At 56.3% G+C, this 15,345-nt stretch carries 10 protein-coding genes; 1 reads left to right on the forward strand and 9 read right to left on the reverse strand.

Annotated elements, in window-relative coordinates:
• Positions 1–32 precede the first annotated feature (32 nt).
• The 9 genes from sdaAA to NOS26_RS02820 form a co-directional block, all read right to left on the reverse strand.
• Entirely contained in the window at positions 33–917 is an 885-nt protein-coding gene (gene sdaAA, locus NOS26_RS02780; protein ID WP_036202522.1) for an L-serine ammonia-lyase, iron-sulfur-dependent, subunit alpha, read from the reverse strand.
• Positions 918–926: 9 nt separating this feature from the next.
• Complete coding sequence (gene sdaAB / locus NOS26_RS02785; RefSeq protein ID WP_095340546.1) at positions 927–1,586, reverse strand: L-serine ammonia-lyase, iron-sulfur-dependent subunit beta; 660 nt, start codon at positions 1,584–1,586, stop codon at positions 927–929.
• Between the two features lie 12 nt (positions 1,587–1,598).
• Positions 1,599–5,234, reverse strand: a complete 3,636-nt coding sequence (addA, locus tag NOS26_RS02790; RefSeq protein WP_255917230.1) for a helicase-exonuclease AddAB subunit AddA — start codon at positions 5,232–5,234, stop codon at positions 1,599–1,601.
• Positions 5,218–8,628 carry a PD-(D/E)XK nuclease family protein gene (locus NOS26_RS02795; protein WP_255917231.1) on the reverse strand — a complete coding sequence of 1,137 codons (3,411 nt, stop codon included), beginning with the start codon at positions 8,626–8,628 and terminating at the stop codon, positions 5,218–5,220. Before NOS26_RS02795 ends, addA begins: the two co-directional genes overlap by 17 nt.
• 152 nt (positions 8,629–8,780) lie before the next feature.
• Positions 8,781–9,764, reverse strand: a complete 984-nt coding sequence (locus NOS26_RS02800; protein WP_255917232.1) for a 4Fe-4S cluster-binding domain-containing protein — start codon at positions 9,762–9,764, stop codon at positions 8,781–8,783.
• Between the two features lie 248 nt (positions 9,765–10,012).
• Positions 10,013–10,762 (reverse strand): IclR family transcriptional regulator, encoded by a 750-nt coding sequence (locus NOS26_RS02805; RefSeq protein ID WP_014015263.1) that lies wholly within the window; start codon positions 10,760–10,762, stop codon positions 10,013–10,015.
• Between the two features lie 109 nt (positions 10,763–10,871).
• Positions 10,872–11,924, reverse strand: a complete 1,053-nt coding sequence (locus tag NOS26_RS02810) for an ADP-ribosylglycohydrolase family protein (protein WP_014015264.1) — start codon at positions 11,922–11,924, stop codon at positions 10,872–10,874.
• Between the two features lie 175 nt (positions 11,925–12,099).
• Positions 12,100–13,368 carry a pyridoxal phosphate-dependent aminotransferase gene (locus NOS26_RS02815; RefSeq protein ID WP_255917233.1) on the reverse strand — a complete coding sequence of 423 codons (1,269 nt, stop codon included), beginning with the start codon at positions 13,366–13,368 and terminating at the stop codon, positions 12,100–12,102.
• Between the two features lie 155 nt (positions 13,369–13,523).
• Complete coding sequence (locus tag NOS26_RS02820; protein WP_014015266.1) at positions 13,524–14,246, reverse strand: MgtC/SapB family protein; 723 nt, start codon at positions 14,244–14,246, stop codon at positions 13,524–13,526.
• Between the two features lie 130 nt (positions 14,247–14,376).
• Here NOS26_RS02820 and NOS26_RS02825 point away from each other — a divergent pair, with 130 nt between their 5' ends.
• Entirely contained in the window at positions 14,377–15,327 is a 951-nt protein-coding gene (locus NOS26_RS02825; protein ID WP_022497941.1) for a hypothetical protein, read from the forward strand.
• The last annotated feature ends 18 nt before the right edge of the window (positions 15,328–15,345 follow it).

A 15,345-nucleotide genomic window follows, 5' to 3' on the forward strand; every position in this document is an offset into this window, starting at 1 on the left:
AGGCGCTGTCGCATGAAGACAGCGCCTTTTCCTCACTCTTCCATTGCTTTTTCCAGTCTGGCTGCGATGGTCTTTCCTGTTTCGGTCCGGGCCAGGCCGCCGTCGGACGTTTCTTTCAAGGCGACCGGCATGAGGCGGCCGATTTCAGCCATGGCCGCGATGACTTCGTCCGGCGGGATGACGCTCCGGATGCCGGCCAAAGCCATTTCAGCAGCCGTAATGGCTTCGACGGCAAAGATGGCGTTGCGCTTGACACAGGGCACTTCGACGAGGCCGGCGACAGGGTCGCAGGCCAGGCCCAGGGTATTTTTCATACACAAAGCGAAGGCCTGCAATATCGTATCGTTATCGCCGCCAGCCATTTCAGCGACCGCTGCGGCAGCCATGGCAGCGGCGGTCCCACATTCGGCCTGGCAGCCGCCGACGGCACCGGCGACGGAAGCATTGCGGGCCACGACGGCACCGATACCGGCTGCCGTGAACAAGGCGTCAACCAAGGCTTTGCGGGGAACTTTCAAGATTTCGGCTGCCGCCATCATGACGGCCGGCACGATACCGCAGGAACCGGCCGTCGGGCAGGCGACGATTTTGAACATCTTGGCATTGGCTTCGCTGACGGCCAGCGCGTAAACGGCGGCTTTATGGGTCAGCGATCCCAGTAATTGCGGCGCCTTTTCGGCCAATTTATGGGCATCGCCGCCGACGAGGCCGCTGACCGATTTTCCCGGATCCTTCATGCCGGCATCGATGGATTCCTGGAAAACATCGAGACGGCTGGCCATGACGGCCCGTACTCTTTCTTCTATTTCTTCGGACGACTCTACTTCATGACGCACGACAATGTCTGACAGAGTCGTCTTTTCTTTTTCTGCCAGGGCCAGTAAATCATGAAGGGTCTTATATTCATATTTATACATGTGTTCCTCCTAGAGCGGCAGCAGCGTGACGACGCTCTCAATGGCCGTAATATTCTGTATCATGTGGACGATTTCGTTGGGAACGGGACTGTCCGTGCAGACGATCATGACAGCCGTTTCATTCTTAGCGCTGCGGAAGACGCGCATATTCGACACGTTGATATGGCCGATAGCCAGGACCGTCGTCGCCTGGGCGATGATGCCCGGCTGGTCTTTATGGACCGTAATCAGCGTGTGTTCTTCCCCATTCAAGGCGACTTCAGAGCCATTGATCTCGCGGATCTCGATCTTGCCGCCGCCCAAAGAGACGCCGAGGACTTCCATCTGTCGTCCCGAGGCGCCGGTCATGGCGATGCGTACCGTATTGGGATGGTCCACTTCTTCATCAGACCGATGAAATTCAATAGCCAGGCCCTGTTCTTTGGCAAGGGCAAAAGACGTGCGCAGCCGGACATCATCGGCCGAAAACCCCAGCAGGCCGGCCACGAGGGCCCGGTCCGTGCCATGGCCCTTATAGGTCTTGGCAAACGAACCGTAGACCGTGATGACGGCTTTCTTCGGTTCTTCCTTTAAAATCTCCCTGGCCATGAGGCCGATGCGGGCCGCTCCGGCCGTGTGGGAACTGGAAGGCCCGATCATGACGGGACCGACCACATCAAAAACACCCATGAGAAAACCTCCTTATATTCTGATTTCTTTTTGTAAATGCAAGCTGTAAATGTAAGTTTCGCTGACGGGCCTGCCCGTAATCTGTTCGACAGCCCGTTTGTATAAGGCCAGCTGGACGGCATAGCGCTTGCGGAAAGCGTCCTCCCTTTCCAGCCGGTCCGATTTGTAGTCGACGAGGATCCAGCCATCGTCTTCGCGGAAGAGGCAGTCGATGACCCCTTGGATCAAGATGCGTTCTCCCCCTTCCACAGCAGGCAGGGGATCGCTGCCGGCCAAAAGCACGGTAAACGGATATTCACGATGCAGCTCCGGCGACATGGCCATGCGCCGGCCCAGGTCAGACTGACAGAAGGCGGCTAAGACCGGCACGTAGACCAGCTTTGCTTCGTCACGGCTCAACACCCCCTGTCGGACAAAGGTTTCGATTTCACGGCGCAATGTATCCACGGTCTGGTCCGCAGCCGGCGTGATATACTGCAGGGCTTTGTGCAGGGCCGTCCCGCGCTGGGCACCGCTGACTTTCTCTTCTTCTTCGGCCAGCCAGGGCGGCAGTTCGGAAAAGGCATCGTCTTCGCCCGGTGCGGCAGCGATGACGGCACCGGCCGGGATGGACAGGCCCTCTTCTTCGGCCAGTTCATCACTATGCAGTTCCTGGTATTTTCGTTTGACTTCGGATACGGAAAACTTAGCCGCTGTCCGGACGGCCTGGGGATAGGCATACTGCCAGGACAGCTGTGCGTCAAGCCAGTCCGGGATGGGCGTCCCCGTCGCATCGCCGCGCCGCAAAGCTTCCAGCCGCGGTTCCTGTTCACAGGCCTCGTCATCGGCTGCAGCCGCCGTCCCAGCCGGCGTAATGTGTACGTCCCAGATATCGCCCTGCCAAGCTGCCCCGGGCCGGGCATATTCCGTATCGGCCCGGGCACCGAAAGTGTCGAGCGCCGCCGGCATGACCCAGTCGAAATACGATTTGGCCTGGGCCGGGTTGAGGCGGCTCGTCCAGCGCTGCCAGTCATCGGCAACATGTGTACTGTGGCCTGTCAGGATGAGCTGATCCCTGGCGCGGGTCATGGCGACATAGAGGATACGTTCTTCTTCGGCCGTCCCTTCCCAGCGCAGCTGGGCCGCGATGCCGCTCCAGATGAGCGTCGGGTAAGACATGCGCCATTCCGGGTCATACTGCTTGAGGCCGATGCCCAGGCGGTTGTGGAAGAGTATCTGGTCCTGCATGTCGCGCCGGTTGAAGGCTTTACCCAGATCGGCGACGAAGACGACCGGAAATTCCAGGCCTTTGCTCTTGTGGATACTCATGATGCGCACGACGTCTTCATTTTCGCTGACGACTTTAGCCGGTGCCAGGTCGAGGCCGTCTTCTTTCATCTTGTCCATGAGCTGCAAATAGCGGAACAGGCCGCGGAAGCCGGCATCCTCATACTGCTGGGCCCGGTCGTACAGGGCCTTCAGGTTGGCCTGGCGCACATCACCGCCCGGCATGGACCCGACGAAATCGACATAGGCCGTATCATCGTACAGGCGCTGCAAGAGCTCTGCTACACCATGGCGGCGGCTGTACGTGCGCCACGAATCAAAGGTCTCCATGAACTGCAGCAGGTCTTCCTTCTTATCGTCCCCTTCGGGCAGGGCTGCCGCATAGGCCGGCAGGTTTTGCCACAGCGTCCCGTCCCCCGCCAGGCGGACATCGGCCAGGGCCGTTTCATCCAATCCGACCAGGGGCGACCGCAGGACCGCCGCCATGGCCAGGTCTTGTTCCGGATTATCGATACAGCGCAGGAGAGACAACATGACCTGGACTTCGACGGCGGCAAAATAACCGCCGCTCTGTTCAGCATAGGCCGGAATGCCCCCTTCCTGCAAGGCCTGGATGAGGACGTCGGCCTTGCCGGCCATGGAGCGCAGTAGGATGACGATATGGCGATAGGACAAGGGCTCCAGCGTACCGTCCTTGCGGGCTGCCATACGGCCGCTGGCCAGGAGCTCGCCGATGCGGCGGGCAATGAAGCGGCTTTCCTTTTCAAAGGCCGTACTGCCGTCATCGTCTTCGTCGTCCTTTGCCGTCGGCACGATATCGACCTCGACAGGACCACCGATCCAGCGGTCATCATCGGGAGCCTGCCGGCCGGCATAGAGTTTTTCTCGTTCTCCATAGTCCATGCCAGCAGCATCCCTCGTCATGGCCCGCAAAAAGACGTCATTTACCGCATCGAGGATGACCGGGACGCTGCGGAAGTTCCGCCCCAGGTCGATACAGCGCTGCACGGCCTTTTCATCGCGGCTGAAGGACTGGTATTTATCGAGGAACAACGTCGGGTCGGCCAGGCGGAAGCGGTAGATGCTCTGCTTGATATCGCCGACCATGAAGCGGTTATCGTCGCCCGAGACGAGACGGGTAATGAGTTCCTGGACACCGTTCGTATCCTGGTACTCATCGATGAAGACTTCTTCATACTGGCTGCGCAGTTCTTCCGCCGCTGCTGACGGCACGGGATGCTCCGGCGATGCGTCAGGTGCCAGGAGGATCTGCAGACAAAAGTGTTCCAAGTCGCTGAAGTCGATCCAGCCCTTTTCTTTCTTCGCTGCCCCATAGGCTTTGGCAAAATCCAGGGTCAGCGTCACCAGACCCGCCATGACCGGTTTCATGGTCCGCATGCCGTCGAGCCATTCTTCCGGCGTCGCCGAGAAATAAACGGGCTGCAGCGTCTTGGTGATATCTTTCTTGACGTCATCCCGCACTTTCTTGCACCGTTCCCAGACAGCCTTATCTTCATCGGATAATTTCCGCAGCCCTTTCAGGCGCGGGAAATCAATGGCCCGGACGAAGCGGCTCAGATCATTCCAGGACTGCGCCTGTACAGCCTGCCGGAGGGCGGCCTGTTCCGCCGTGAACTGGTCACAGGCAGGCGCAAAGGCCTCGCGTTGGCGCAGGTGGTAGAGCACGCCTTCATAACGGCGGACATCTTCTTCCAGGATACGGCGCACGGCATCCTTGACCGGTTCCGCCCAGACCATATCGTCGATGACGGCATCGGGAGCCACGTCATAGGCCTGGGCCGCCGCTTTCAGCCAGTGTTCCGGCCAGGCCATGCTGCGGGCATAGGTATACATGCGGCTCACTGTATCCATGAGCACGTCGTCACCGCGGTCGCTGCCAAACATATCGGCCAGCGGATAGAGAACCGATGCCTTTTCATCGTCTTCATAATAGGACAAGAACACGTCTTCCAGGACCTGACGCCGCAAGAGGTTCAATTCTTCTTCACCGGCAATGGAAAAAGCCGGGTCCAGGTCAATCGTATAAAAATACTTGCGGATGACATGCTGGCAAAAGGCATGGAGCGTCGAGATCTGGGCCGATGGCAGCAGGGCCAGCTGCCGTTCGACGCGGGGGTCCTGCGTTTCCGACAAGGCTTTCATGAGGGCGGTCCCGATGCGGTCGCGCATTTCGGCAGCGGCAGCCTTGGTAAAGGTAACGACTAATAATTCGGTAATATCGACGGGATATTCCTTATCCAGGAGACGGCGGATGATTCGTTCCACCAAAACGGCCGTCTTCCCGGAACCGGCAGCTGCCGACAAGAGCAGCGTCTGTCCCCGGCTGTCAATGGCTGCCTGCTGTTCATTTGTCCAGGACATGTTCGTCATCTCCTTCATCAAACATCTTGCGGATCATATCGTCTTTATCTTCCCGTCCGGCAGCATCATAGGTGTTGCCGGCCATGGCCACATCGAAGCGGCATACCGGTCGGTACGGACAATAGCTGCACGGTGCCTTCTGTCCCAGGAGGACGGGATGGATGGAAATATCGCCGTCACCGATATGGCCGGCAATATCCTCAATCTGCCGGGCCGCCCAGTCGAGCAGGTGGCTCCAGCCCGCTTCATTATAGAGCGTGTGGGACGCATCACTTAAGGTACCGTCCTTTTTCAGCCTCAAGTTGAGGAAATCGGAAAAGCCCTGCATCGACGTATCCAGCTGCTGCATGACCTGGCCATCGTCGAGGTAGAAGCCGGTCAATTTTCCCTTAGACTCATAGAGCTTCTTCTTATCCTCATCGCTGACGCGGTATTCCAGGGACACCCGGTCATTGCGGACGTAGCAGTACAGCACGGCAGCCGGAATGGCATCGCCGCCAATATTGAGCAGGGCCACGAACATATAGGTCAGGAGCTGCAGTTCCAGGCCCGTGAAAATCTGGCTGATATCGAGTTGTTTGCGCCCCGATTTATAATCGATGATGACGACATACTTATGTTCTCCCTGGCGAAGGGTATCGATGCGGTCGATCTGCCCGGTGACGACGACGTGGAGGCCGTTCTTCAAGGTGAAGCGCAGGGCTTCCCAGGGACTGCCCGGGCGGCCGAAGGATTTTTCCAGCCCTTCCATATGGAAATCGGACACGGCACTGAACGCACTGAGACGGCGTACCGTCCGGGTCAGGGTCTGGATGAGCCGCTCCTTGATCTGGGCGAAATAGGCATTGGACATGAGGATATCGTGCTGGACCTGTGGGGCCAGTTCATCCGTTGCCTGGCGGCAGATAGCCGGGACTTCACTGTCCGGGATGTCATGCCACTGCTTCTGTTCGCGGAGCAGTTTTTCCCCGATGATGCGCAGGGCCCCATGGACCAGCATGCCCAGGTCGGGGGCGGCAAACTGATAGCGCGGCCGTTCTTCCAGCCCCAGGCCGTAGCGGGAATAGTAAGCAAAGGGACAGCTGCGGTACTGCTCAAACTTCGTGACCGACCCCCGCAAAGTCCCATCGGGAGCGAACAGGCGGCGGACCAGCGCCTCCGGCAAGGTGACGGGCAGGTTCGTGTGAAACAGGCCCTGCACGGCGCGGACAGCCTGATGGCGCCAGCCATGCTGCCAGGCCCAGTCATAGAGAGCCCACCAGACGGGATCGACGGCCTGGCCTTCCGCAGCCGGCCGCAAATGACCGGGCAGGTAGTCCAGCGCTGCCGGCAAAGCCAGCAGATACTCGGCTTCCTGACCGGGCGGCACTTTCGTATCTTTGCGGATGATGCCGGCTGTATAGCCCTTATCACAGAGCTGATGGATCCACGACGCCTTTTCCAGGGCGCTGCCGTCATCGTCAGCGACGACATAAGATACGACGAATCGTTCACTGGCCCGGGTCGCGCCTAAATAGAACAAGAAGCGTTCCTGGAACGAACGGAAGCGGCTCCCCGGCCCGAGGACGATACCCAGGTCGGCCAGACGGTGGCGTTCCTTATCGCTGAACAGCCCTTCTTCCTGGCTGTGCTGGGGAAAGATGCCGTCATTGACGCCGCATAAAAAGACGACTTTCGCCTGCATCGTATACCCCCGTTCCACAGCAGTCAGCGTCACGTGGTCCAGCGTCGGCGGAATGAGGCTGAATTTCAGACTGCCCAGGCCATCTTCGACGATGCGGGAAAATTCATCGAGATCCGTTTCATCGTCGCCGCAAAGGCTGACGATTTCATTGAGGAAGGTCCCGATGCGCTTCCAGACCTGTTCGTGTTCCTTGCCTTCTTCGGCAAGGCCCGACTGTTCATCTTCTTCCTGCCACTGGCGCAAGGCGTCGGGGATGCCCAGCCGGCACAGCCATCGGTACAACAGGGTACACCAATCGCGCAGGCAATGGGATTCCTGGGCTTCGTTCCAGCAGGGGAAGAGGATATCCCGCACGCGCTGGCGGATGTCGTTGATGCGCTGCAAGCAGGCTTCTTCCCGTTCGTCCACGACCTGTGGCTGTTCCTGCCGGCGCCCATAGGTCCATTCGCCATCCCGCAGCCAATGGCGGCCCTGGATACCGTAAGCCAGACAATAATTTTCCAAATCGTCGACATCGTGGCGGCTCACGGGAAAGAGGTCCGTCTTGAGCAGGCGAAAAATCGACTCATGGGACCAGCGGCTGCGGAAGACGCCGAACAGGGCCGAAATCGCCTCGGCCGCCGGATGGCTGGTCATGGGCCGGCGATAGTCGCTGAAGCAGGGGATGCCGTAGCGCCGGAAGATGCGTTCGACCCGGTCGTGGTACAAATCGCTCGTCCTGGCCAGGACGAGAAAGTCACGATAACGATAGCCCTGATGACAGAGAGCGGCAATTTTCCGGGCAACGCTGTCGATTTCGCCGTCCCTGTCGGAACATTCCCAGATTTCCAGGGCCGATACGGGCTGTGTCATTTCAGCCGGTACAGGCCGGAAGAAGGCGTCGCGAAAGGCCGTCAGCGGGCCGTCCGGCCTTTTGGCTACCTTGGTCGTTTCCAGATGAGGAAAGAGGGTCTTTAAATCGCGATAGACTTCATAAGCCCGGTGAAACAAAGCCGTTTCCCGCCGCTGCTGTTCCAGGTGTTCCTCGTCGATGGTCAGGGTAATCGTCACCTGCGCCGTCACGCGTTCCATTTGCCGCAAAATCTCCATCTGCTGCGGTGTAAACCACTGAAACCCGTCGACCCAGACATGGGCGCCCTGGAGGAAGGAATAATGACCGACTTCCCGGGCCAGCAGGGTCATCGTATCGTCTGCCGAGCCGAAATGATCGGCCAGAAAATCCTGATACGCTCCGTAGAGCCGGGAAATATCTTCCAGCTTATGCGACAGCGTCGGATTGGGGACGGCTTCGGCAGCTTTACGCAAGGCATCCGGTGTGACACAGAAAGACCGACATTCCCATAAGAAACGGCCAGCCGTATCGGCAAAATTCGGCTGTCTGGCCGCCGTCTGCAAGACGGAAAACTCTTTTTCCCCCTTGTGCAGCAGGCGCTGTAAAATAATCTTCCGGGCCAGTTCGGACAGAGACGCATGGGCCAGGCCCCGTTCCTGGAACACGTTATAAGCCAGGCGGGAAAAACCGACGACTTGCGTCCCTATAAAGCCCTGTCCCTCTGAATGTTCAGCCAGATGCCGTTCGGCGCCATATGTCGCCTGGTCAGGGACAAGGAGCAAAGCCTTGCCGCCGGCAGCCGCACAGGCCTGTATCTCCCGATAGCACTGCGTCGACTTGCCGCTTCCGGCCTTGCCCAATAATACGGTAACAGCCATGGACGTACCTCCTTACATAAAAATCGATTATCTCTATTATACCCGATTTCCACTGGAAAAGAACAGTAAAAAGAGGCTGTCGCATGAAGACAGCCTCTTTTGGCGTATTAAGTTTGCAGTTTGTAGTTTCCAAAGCCTTCACGCGGCAAAAATCAATGGAAGATGGCGCAGGCCGTCTTGAGGAAGGGCAGGCGTTTGCTCAGGCCCGTCCGCGACCGCTGGATCCACTTGAGGTCATACGGTTCAAAGACGACGCGCTTATAGGCTTCGATATCCAAGGGCGTGTCATCCCAGTCAGAATGGATGTCCCCGGTCTGTTTGATGAGGATATCGTAGAGGATGTCGTATTCTTTGTCATCCCGTCTATCCCGTTCGATGACCGTGCTGTACGGCAGGGTCTTATGATAGGTCAGTTCCATGCCTTTGTAGTCGAAATGGAAGCCACAACGCATGCGGCAGCCATCAAGACCGGTATAATCGGCGATTTTCTTCAAGTCGTGAAGGATATGGTCGTGACCTTCTTCATAGAGATTGTCCGGCGTCGTTTCCGTATAGTCGAAACGGAACTGGATCGATGCCCCGTCGATGTGGCGGAACCGTTCCAGGTACGGCTTGAGCTGGTCAGCCGGATATTTCTTATACAATACACAGTTGATACGGAAAGGAACAGCCAGACGGCTCAAGAGAGCGTCATTCGATTCCTGTACATAATGCTGCATATGGCGCGATACGTTGATGCAGGTAATCTTATGGCGGTTGCGTTCCGTAAAGGCGACGATGTCGTCTTCCGATTGGTTTTCAAAGACCGGCAAGGTCGTATTGATGTATACCTTATGTGTCACAGGAATACAGTCCAGCATACGCTGCAGCGATTCCATATTGGCAAAAGGTTCGCCGCCAGTGAAGACAAAGTCACAGAACGGCGTAATGCTATCCATCAGGCGGATGCTCCGGCAGATAGCCTCTTCGGAAAAACCAGTCATGTCTTCATATTCTGCCTTGTTGATGCAGAACGGACAATGATTGTGACAGTTGTAAGGCACGAAAACCGTGACGGTAGCTCCGCCATTCCGTGTCTTATACGGGTGGACCACACGCGGTACAGTCGTTGCGGCCATGCTGATTGTTGTTTTCATTCTTCTTTCGCCTCGAATCGTGGATAAGATCCCAAGCTGTTCCCACACTGCTGCCGACGAAAAGGAAAATATTTTTTCATCTTACAGCAGACAATCTTGTGACCCGAATGTAGTATCCACGGTTATTGTACCATAAAAGTCCAGTTCTGCAAATGCATATTCTATATTCCCCTTTTGCATAATTTTCATGTAAAAACAATTCATATAGGGAAATATTTAATTTTATTATTTTTTTATTGTTTTTTCCTTCAATCGAGGGCCTTGCTGATGTCAGCTGCCGTCTTTTTGACGGCCTCAATGGCCATGTTCCGTTCTTCCCCAGCCAGTCGTTCCGCCGGTCCGGATAGACTGATAGCTGCCGTGATATGGCCGCCATAAAAAATAGGCGCCGCAATGCAGGCCATGCCGAGTTCCACTTCTTCCCGTTCTACGGCATAGCCCCGGCGGCGGATTTTTTCCAGTTCCTGGAGCAAATCGCCCCAGTCGGTCACGGTATACTCAGTAAACTTCTGTAGCGTACATCCCGTGTAGGTGTGCAGGTATTCCGGTGAAAAAGCGAGCAGGCACTTGCCCGACGCCGAACAATACGCCGGACGGACGGCACCGACAGGTGGTGCCGTATCAATCGTCCTGGGCGACTTTATCTTTTCTAAAATGATGTGCTGCGGATAAGGCGCTCCGTTATGGGCAAACGTCGTGATGTGGACGCCTTCGTTGCATTGCAGGGACAAGGCCTTGGCATAGGGATAGGCGACTTTGGGGAATTTATCCTTTTCCCGGAACAGCATCCCCAGGGCATAGACCTGGAGCCCCAGCCAGTATTTCCCCGTTTCGTTGTCTTTTTGGACGAATCCGCGCCGTTCCAGCGTATCCATAGTACGGCTGACCGTACTCTTATGAAGTTCCATCATCTTGCTGATACTGGTCACACTGAGGGGCCTTTCTTCTTTTAAAAAGAGCTGTAAAACGGCCAGGGCCCGGTCAATCGATTCAATCATCCTCGTTCCCCCGATCCGGCATCTTCACGACGCCAAGAAATAATATACTTATTATAGGGAATACTCCTATAATGTCAAGAGGGAAGGCCAGGCAGTCTCCTGAAACCCATCAATGGCAGGCCTCCCGGGAAGCCTGGCTATGGTCGTACAGGCACTGTGACAGCTTGCGGATCAACGCTTCACATTCCAAATGGCCGCGCCAGCTCTTCGGAATGGCCTGGACTCCATCCTGAGCGCCCATGATATTCCCGCAGATGGCGCCGCACGTATCGCTGTCACCATCCTGATTGCAGGCCATGAGGACAGCATCTTTCAGATGCCCCGTCTTGAGGACGCAGTACACGGACAGGGCCAAGGCTTCATCGCCTTTCTTGCCCAGTCCCAGCTTCTTCATGGAGTGAACCGGGTTGCGGTCGGTCACGGCTTCGTCAACAGCCCGCAGGATGGTCTTCATGAGCGGCGTCCCTTCCGGGTCCCCCTGTAAGATGCGCAAGGCGCCTCCCAGGGCCGTGCTGATATCCTTTCCTGCCGCCAGGAAAGCGATCATGGCACCCAGTGTCGCCGTCGGCAAATACGCTTCCGGACCGCCGTGGGTCAGGCTGGCAGCCTGGCAGCCGACGGCAAAGGCCTTTTCCGGGTCACCGGCGTAAAACAAGCCAATGGGCGCCGCCCGCATGACCGTGCTGCTGCCACAGCTGTGGTTCATCGGTTCCTGACGGGACAACTTTTTCCCTGAGGCCAGGGATGTCAGGCAGGTCTTTCCCGGCGAGCGGCGGGCAAAGAGTTCTTCTTCTCCCATGATGTCGTAGTCGCAATCGACTTCATGGGGCTGGCGCTTCATCCATTTTTCCTGTTCCGGATGAATGATGCGTTCTGTCTGCGTATAGTACCAGCGCATGTACGACCGATACAGTCCATCTGAAGGTTCCAGTCCGTCGTGGTCAGCCCACAGCATGCCGTCAGCCGTGAACAAAGCCAGCTGCGTATCGTCCGAAATCAGGCTCTTATTGCCATTTTTAGCCGATTTTAAAACAGTACGCAATCCATAAGGACCGTATTTCTTATGAATCGTCTTCAAATCATCACATTCAATGACGAACCCCAAAGCGTCGCCTACAGCGCCACCAAACATGCAACCCATAAACCGATCTAGCCCATCCATGTAGCATCCTCCTATCCGTAATCCTGCTTTTCTTTTTCTCGAAAAAAATTTTACATTTTCGTTCAAGTAGTATATAATAAAAAGTTTATATATCCATTATACAGGTTGTGATAGGAATTTGCAAATAAAAAAAAACGGGCCGCCCTTTGGGACGGCCCCTACGAACTACTAACATTTATTTTCCGGCTACGAGGAGATCGGTCTTTCCTTCTACGCGGTCCATGGCTTTCTTTACGATAGCGGCCAGGCCTTGCATCTTGATTTCCGGGATGGAGCAGACGCCGAGGCGGACGCCCTGAGCCAGGGGGCCGGCAAAGACCAGGTCGTCTTCCAGGGCCTGGCAGACGGCAGCTGATTTCTGGGTCGGGATGGAAATGAAGAAGCCCCCTTTATAAGGCACATAAGAGAGACCGCAACGGTCGGCTTCATATGTAAAGATATCGGCACGGCGGCGCAAGCTCTTGGCGAAGGCCAGGCGTTCCAGATCGAGCTGGGCCATGAGGTCGCGGTCGCTGCGTATCCGGGTCAGGAGCGTCATGGCTGCGCGGTTGATGTTCGACCAGGCCGTGCGGGCGGAATATTTGCCCAGATTGGTAAATTCTTCGATGACAGCTTGGCTCGACGACAAGCCAACGAGGGCCCCAGCGCGCTGGCCGTACATCGTATAGCCTTTGGACATGCTAAAAGCAAACATGGTAAAGATATGTTCCGGAAGGCCTGCGAACTGGGTCATGAACGAGCGGACGCGGTTCTTTTCGCCGGCATAGGCAATATAGGCGATATCGACGAGGATACTGATGCGCTTGCCGTTCTTTTCATGAAGGCGGCAGACTTCGAGGACATCGGCCCATTCTGCATCGGACAGAGCAAAGCCCGTCGGGTTGTTGGCCGGCGTATTGAGGATGATGAGCAGCGAATCCTGGCGGTGCAGGATATGGGAAACAGCTGCCGAGAACGCGGCCGTATTGAAATGGCCCTGGTCATCCATCATCGAGAACGTATGCAGATCGCGGCCGATTTCCTGGCACAGGCAGTCATAGATGTTCCAGCGCCAGTCCGTCGTCAAGACGGCATCGCCGACTTCCGAATAGTTGGCAATGGCAATGTGGATGGCACCGGTGCCGCCTGACGTAGCTACGGCATCGACATAGCCGTCGGGCCGACAGCCTTCAAAGGTTTCATCGATGACGGCTTTCCGGTAGCCTTCCAGCCCCATGGGCGGCGCATAAGTGATGAAATCGCTCATCGGCAAAGAGCGGTATAACTGTTCGACGACAGGCAGACAAGCCAGTTTTTCATCTTCACCGGCATAACAGCCAACAGTCGCGTTGATAACTTTCTCTTCTCCATACCGCGCTGCCGCCTCCCGGGCTGCCGCTCCAGCGGCGAATACCACGTCACGTAAAGTCTTGCCTTCTCGGCTCGATGCTGCCATAATCGTCATAATGAAAAACCCCTCTCTGCATGTAGCGTTTACTCCGTGGACACTTGTTCTCCCCAAATGTCCTGACGTCCTACATTATAGCACTATGAAAAGAGTTTTTATATAGCGAAAAGCATAAAATACTGTATACACAAAAAGTATCTTGTATACAAAATTCAGTGTCCATGATTTTCCTGTCCCTGACTACCGTCATCGACATGGAACGTCGCCTGTTTGATGCCCTTCATCGCCAGGAGCTGACTGATGATTTCCGTCTCATCCATGTGATGGGCCGCCTTCAATTCGATGTCGATATCTGCCAAAGGCGCGTCATCATCATTATGCGAATGGAACGTTTTGATATGCATATGATGATCGTGGATGAACGTCGATAATTTCCGGGCCTGGCCGATATTGTTCTTCATGACTAGGTGCATGACATACTTCTTGTGGAAGCGCCCTTCCAGGCGGGCATCGAGGCGGACGAAGACCGTCAGGACCAGGAAAATCAGGGCCGTCGCCACACAGGCAATGGTGAGATAGCCTGCACCGACGACGAGGCCGATGGCCGAAACAGCCCAGAGGCCGGCAGCCGTCGTCAAGCCGCGGACGCTGCGGTCCTTCTGATTGGCCAGGATCGTACCGGCACCGATGAAACCGACACCGGATACGACTTGGGCCGCAATCCGTTCGGGGTCGGAATTGTTGTAGCCGAAGGTGAAATAGTAATCCATGGCGATGTTGATGGATATAATCATGCACAAGCAGGAACCGACGCAGACCAGGGTATGCGTCCGAAGGCCGGCAGACTTGCTTTGGGCCTGCCGTTCATAACCGATGAGTCCGCCCAGGATAAGGGCTATAATCAGGCGGATGATGCTGTCTTCCGTAGAAATCATAATAGGCTCAACTTCTTTCAAAATATTTTTTACATCCGTTAAGAAAACGTTATAATGGTATTATAGTATAGATAGGAAGGAAAGAACAAGCAAAATGTTTTCTCCGCCTCAAAGAAAGAAGGTCATTCCCATGAACCGCTTCATTTATTTCGATAATCTGCGCAGTGCCGCCGTCGTATTGACGCTGGCCGCGTTATTGCTTCAGCCTTGGCACGCTTTCTATGAGGAAAGTGCGGTCATCGCCATTTCCATCGTCTTTTTCATCAGTGCCTACTTCGGAGCCTCGGCCCTGCGCATCCGCACGATATCCTTCTTCCTCAAGGATAAAGGGAAACGCCTGGGCTGGCCGGGCCTGGTCCTGCTGCTCCTGGGCATGGAGGAACAACTGGTGACTGCCAGCCTGCCGGTCACGTCATGGGTCCTGCCCTGGCTCTTCCTGCTCTTTGCCGGATTAGCCCTGGTCAAACAGCTCAACCATAACATCTTGCAGCATCGCATCGCCTCGAAGCCCTCCGTCCCGTTCCTGCTGGCTTTCATCGTCATCCTGGCAGCGGCCCTCTTCTTCTGCCAGGCCTGCCTGCCCCAGTCCCTGGCTATCCCCTATATCGCCCAAGTCCGTCCGGACTGGCTGGTCCTGTCTTTCTTCTCCTTTGGCTTAGGCGTCTATGCCTTCCGCCATCGCTGGTTCACGCCGTCCGGCTATCAGCCCAAGGGCAACGGGCTCCTGGGCTTTGCCATCATGGTCGGCGTCTACGCGGCCTGGATGCCCGGCAAAGGCGCGACGATCCTGACGGCGCTGACACCGACGTTATTGCTCATCGCTTCTGTCCTGGGCCTGTCGGCCTGCTTCCGCCAGCAGTTCAACGCGCATACGGCCTGGTCCCACACGCTGCACCGCATTTCCTACGGCCTGTTCTTCGTCAGCGAACCGATCATCATCCATTCGATGTGGTTCTTACAGCCTCTGGCCGTCGCCCTATGGCTGAAAATCGTCATTACGGCCCTCGTCCTGGCGATTTATGGCTACCTGCTCTGCCGCTATGCCCTGCTCCACATCCCATGCTTTAAAAGCAAGGGATAATGGTCCGAAATACTAGCC

The sequence above is a fragment of the Megasphaera sp. SC8-1 genome, assembly GCF_024436295.1.
GTDB classification, from domain to species: Bacteria; Bacillota; Negativicutes; order Veillonellales; family Megasphaeraceae; genus Megasphaera; species Megasphaera elsdenii.